This is a genomic window from Petrachloros mirabilis (assembly GCF_975968855.1).
In genome coordinates this window covers 1-4,454 of sequence record NZ_CDLUDY010000152.1, presented here as the reverse complement: position 1 = coordinate 4,454, position 4,454 = coordinate 1, and the positions used below count along the sequence as shown (strand labels likewise).

At 54.5% G+C, this 4,454-nt stretch carries 5 protein-coding genes; all 5 read right to left on the bottom strand.

What is annotated here, in order from left to right:
- A partial coding sequence (locus ACWVCN_RS06150; RefSeq protein WP_455244678.1) for a hypothetical protein occupies positions 1–248 on the bottom strand: 248 nt, incomplete at its 3' end.
- Position 249: 1 nt separating this feature from the next.
- A complete protein-coding gene (locus ACWVCN_RS06145) occupies positions 250–546 on the bottom strand; it encodes a hypothetical protein (protein WP_455244677.1) in 297 nt (98 codons plus the stop codon).
- Between the two features lie 19 nt (positions 547–565).
- On the bottom strand, positions 566–1,267 hold the full coding sequence (locus ACWVCN_RS06140) for a dienelactone hydrolase family protein (protein ID WP_455244675.1): 702 nt from the start codon (positions 1,265–1,267) through the stop codon (positions 566–568).
- Positions 1,268–1,405: 138 nt separating this feature from the next.
- Positions 1,406–2,773 (bottom strand): TldD/PmbA family protein, encoded by a 1,368-nt coding sequence (locus ACWVCN_RS06135; protein ID WP_455244673.1) that lies wholly within the window; start codon positions 2,771–2,773, stop codon positions 1,406–1,408.
- Between the two features lie 6 nt (positions 2,774–2,779).
- Positions 2,780–4,213: a metalloprotease TldD gene (gene tldD, locus ACWVCN_RS06130; protein WP_455244672.1), complete on the bottom strand. Its 1,434-nt coding sequence runs from the start codon at positions 4,211–4,213 to the stop codon at positions 2,780–2,782.
- Between the last annotated feature and the right edge of the window lie 241 nt (positions 4,214–4,454).

Genomic DNA, 4,454 nt, shown 5'->3' with positions numbered 1-4,454 from the left:
TTGGCGCGGTCGATCACTTCCTTCGTCGCGTAGCCTCCGATGATCCACGAATCCGGATCGGCCCGGCGGGATTTATACGCCTTCAACCCGATTTTCAAATACATGAAAATCTGCTGCTGGACAGGGTCACCGACGCCGGACTGGGGAAGACTCAGTGTCTTTTCGATCTTCTTCCGCCAACGCCGATCGTCGTAACGCGCGGTGATCAACTGCAACATGGTCTTTCCGAGTTCAGCATCGAGCGGCATGTTATCCTTCGCTCCTCTCTTTCACGGTCAATGGAACCGTATCGCTAAATCCTGCATCCTCAAGAACGCGCATGGCCCTGTGATGGACCGATGAAGGCACATAAAAGAAAAGACCCTTGTATTCACTGCCGAGCACTGTACTGAGTACTGACTCAGTTCGAAAATGATCCAGCCTCAAAGAGTAATCCACTCCTTGTTCCGTCAACACCTGCTCCGCACGGCTCGCATCAGACACATTGCCGACAATTAATACGAGATAGAGAGGAGCATCGAAGAAATCGGCCTCTCGACGCGCCATAGCTTCTAGGGCTCACACCTCAACCAAGATGCTGCTTAAAAAATGCTTTTGCGCGGGCCCAGGCATCCTTTGCCGCCTCAGGCCTATAGACACTCTTGTCATTATCCCGAAAGAACGCATGAGGCGCGCCGGGATAGGTCTTAATTTCGCCTGACTTATTGTACTTTTTAAGCGCCACCGCGAGCCGTTGTACATCAGCCTTGGTGATCCATCCGTCGTCTTCACCATAAATGTACAGCACAGGGGCTGCGAGATTTTTCAAAGGGGTGTCAGGATTCGGCACCTGCCCGTAGAAGGGTGCTGCAGCCTTAATGTCGGTGCTGACGCAAGGGAGCATAAGTGCGTAGGATCCGCCCATACAGAATCCCGTCACACCAATCCGGCCTGCATCGACTTCCGGAACCGTTTTCAAATAGGCCACCGTGGCATTCAAATCTGCCAACCCATCATCCTGTTTCAGCGTATTCATCAGTTTCCCCGCCTCGTCGGGATCAGTCGTCAAAGCGTTACCCAAACGTGAATAGAGATCAGGAGCGATCGCCACATACCCTTCTGCTGCGTATCGCCGAGCTATATCCTTGATATGTTCGGTCAGACCCCACCATTCCTGCACGACGATAACTGCCGGGCGACGCTCCTTCATCTGCGGTGCCGCCACATACGCCCGCATTTTTACATTCCCACTTGAATATTGAACCATCGTTTCACGGATCGAAGCCATACAGCACCTCGCTAAGAAAGTTCGTAAAGACTAGTTGTGCGTGTTGCAGGCTAGAAACATGAAGGAATCTGCCTCTTGCCTAAATCCGAAGACTCAACACTCAAAACTCAGCAGTCGTAACTTGACTCGAATAATCGGCTAATTCCCTGCCACCACCATTTCTGCGATCTTCAAGGTCGGGCTGGCGATCCGCCCACGGAAAACCAGGTCGCTGCCGACGATATCAATGTCCTTGAACATCTGTTTGAGGTTTCCTGCTATGGTGATTTCCTCCACCGGATACGCGAGCTCGCCGTTCTCAATCCAAAAACCTGCAGCCCCTCTCGAGTAATCGCCGGTTACCATGTTGATTCCGAACCCGATCAGCTCAGTGACATAGAGGCCGGTTTTCACTGTTCCGATGATCTCCTCTGCAGTTTTTGCCCCCGGCACAAGATAAAAATTGGTTGGGCCGACTGAAGGGCTCTCCCCGACACTTCGGGATGCATTCCCGGTCGAGGGCAACCCCAGTTTCTTCCCCGAATACGTGTCCAGCAGATAACTCGTCAGTACCCCCTTTTCCACTACTAAGTTTTTCCTGGTTGGAAGCCCTTCACCGTCAAAAGGCCGTGAGCCCAGTCCGCCGACCATGCGAGCGTCGTCGCACACAGTGACGAAGTCCGGCGCCAGCACTTTCCCAAGCTGACCGGCGAGAAAAGAGGCTCCTTTATAGAGGGAATAGCCGGAGATCGCCCCGCACAAATTCCCGAGTAAACTGCCGGCCATTTCCTGATCGAACACGATCGGCACGCGTCTCGTCCCGACTTTCCTGGCTCCAAGCCGCCTGACGGCTCGCCTGGCCGCCTCAATTCCAACCGTTTCGGGCGCGTCAAGCTTGCTGAATTTCCTTTGCACCGCATACCAGGCGTCCCGCTGCATACAACCGGTGATTGGATCTGTTGCAATCGGCGAAACAGCGACCGAATAGCTCGAGCTGCGATATTCGCCGAGGAAACCGTGGCTGTTACCCAGCACGACTCGGCCGGATGACGAATCGAAGTCTGCCCCCTCGGAATTCGTGATGCGCTCATCAGCCGACATGGCTGCCGCCTCTGCCCGCTTAGCCAATTCGATCTGCCGATCTGTATCCAGCTTGGTTCCATCATAGAGATCCAGATCCGGCTGTTCCCTGGCCATTTGATCCGCCTCGGGCAGGCCTGACACAGGATCTTCGACCACCGCCTTCGCCAAGGTGCAGGTCTGCTCGACAAGTTGCCGAATGGAATCGAGAGAAAAATCAGAGGTGGACGTGCAAGCAGATCGCTTACCGACAAAAACCCGGAGGCCCAATCGCTTTTCCCGTGCCTTGCTCAAACGATCAACCGCGCCCAAGCGCACCTGCACGGAGAGGTTTTCCCCGTCGGCAATGACGACATCGGCCTCCGTCGCCCCGCCTTGGCGAGCCATCCCGAGGATGTCGGCTGCCAGCTGTCTATATCCGTTCGTTTGCTGTAATGTCCCGTTCATAACGCTTCAATTCTGTTGTGTGCCACCGACAGTGATCTCATCAATCCTGATTGTCGGCAGACCCACACCCACAGGCACCGACTGCCCCTCTTTGCCGCAGGTGCCGATGCCCTCGTCGAGCTTCATGTCGTGCCCGACCATCGAGACTTTCGTCAGAATCTCCGGGCCGCTTCCGATTAAAGTCGCTCCTTTCACAGGCCTTGTGACTTTTCCACCCTCAATGAGATACGCCTCGCTGGCTGAGAACACAAATTTTCCATTGGTTATATCAACCTGTCCGCCGCCGAACGAAACCGCATAGAGGCCTCTGTCGACCGATTTGATAATGTCTTCCGGGTTCGACTCCCCGGCGAGCATGAAGGTATTTGTCATGCGCGGCAACACGATACTTTGATAACTTTCCCGCCTCCCGTTACCTGTCACTGGAATACCCATGAGGCGTGCATTCAGTTTATCCGTGATATAGCCTCGCAGAATGCCTTTCTCGATGAGCATTGTCCGGCTGGTCGGTGTGCCTTCATCGTCCATATTGAGCGAGCCACGACGGCCGGGCAATGTTCCATCGTCGACGATGGTGCACACATCGGACGCCACACGTTTACCAAGGAGATTTGAAAATGCCGAGGTCTTCTTGCGGTTAAAATCCGCCTCAAGGCCATGGCCGATTGCTTCGTGCAAGAGGATGCCCGGCCAGCCCCCACCGAGCACAACCGGCATCACCCCTGCCGGAGCCGCAACGGCTGAGAGATTCAGGATCGCAATGCGAGCAGCTTCCCTTGCGTAGTCCAAGTAGCGATCACCCTCTTGATAGAACTCAAATCCTACTCGTCCGCCTCCGCCGAACGAGCCAACCTGCCGGTTGCCGTTTTCTTCCGCAATGCAGGTGACTTGAAGCCGTGACAGGGGCTGGACGTCGCCGATCAACGTCCCATCGGACGTCGCCACCATGACAATCTTGTACTCTGTATTGAACGAGGCCATGACGTTCTTAATCCGAGCATCATATCGCCTGGCCTCGATGTCGATCTCATTCAACAGCGTCACACGATCCGCCGTAGCCACTTCAACCTGAACGCGCTCTACCGGATAGAGATCTCGCGTCGGACGGTGCTGAACCGGAGCCGGAACTGTCTGCTGGCCGGCAGGGGAATCGGCAATATATCGGGCTGTGTCGGCCGCAAGTTCGAGATCCTTCTTGGTCAACTCGTCAGAATAGGCAAATCCGGTCTTCTCACCGGCTGTAGCGCGCACGCCTACTCCTTGCGAGATGCTCTTGGCCGCCCGTTTAACGAGAGATTCTTCCATCGAAACGGACTCGGACACGCAAGACTCGAAATATAAGTCTGCGTAATCAACGTCCCGAACCTTCACACGCCCCAGTGCAGCGACCACTTCGCGCTCGGTGACGCCGAAGGAATCTAACGGAATAAGTTGTCCCATTAGGTAAAGTCCTCGATGCAGAGCAAAGGTTGTGCAAAGTGCCGAGTATAGCTGATTCATTTCCGGATCCGCAACGAGCACGCCTCCAACTCTCGGCTTTTTCAAGGAATTTACGAAATATCGTTTGACATTACCCCAGGTGGCCAGTAGACTTTCGTTACCTACCCATACGTACTTCATACGAAAGGATCCATACCAAGCCATCGCTCTATGGATAGCAGGCAAGCCTTTAGCATCGACC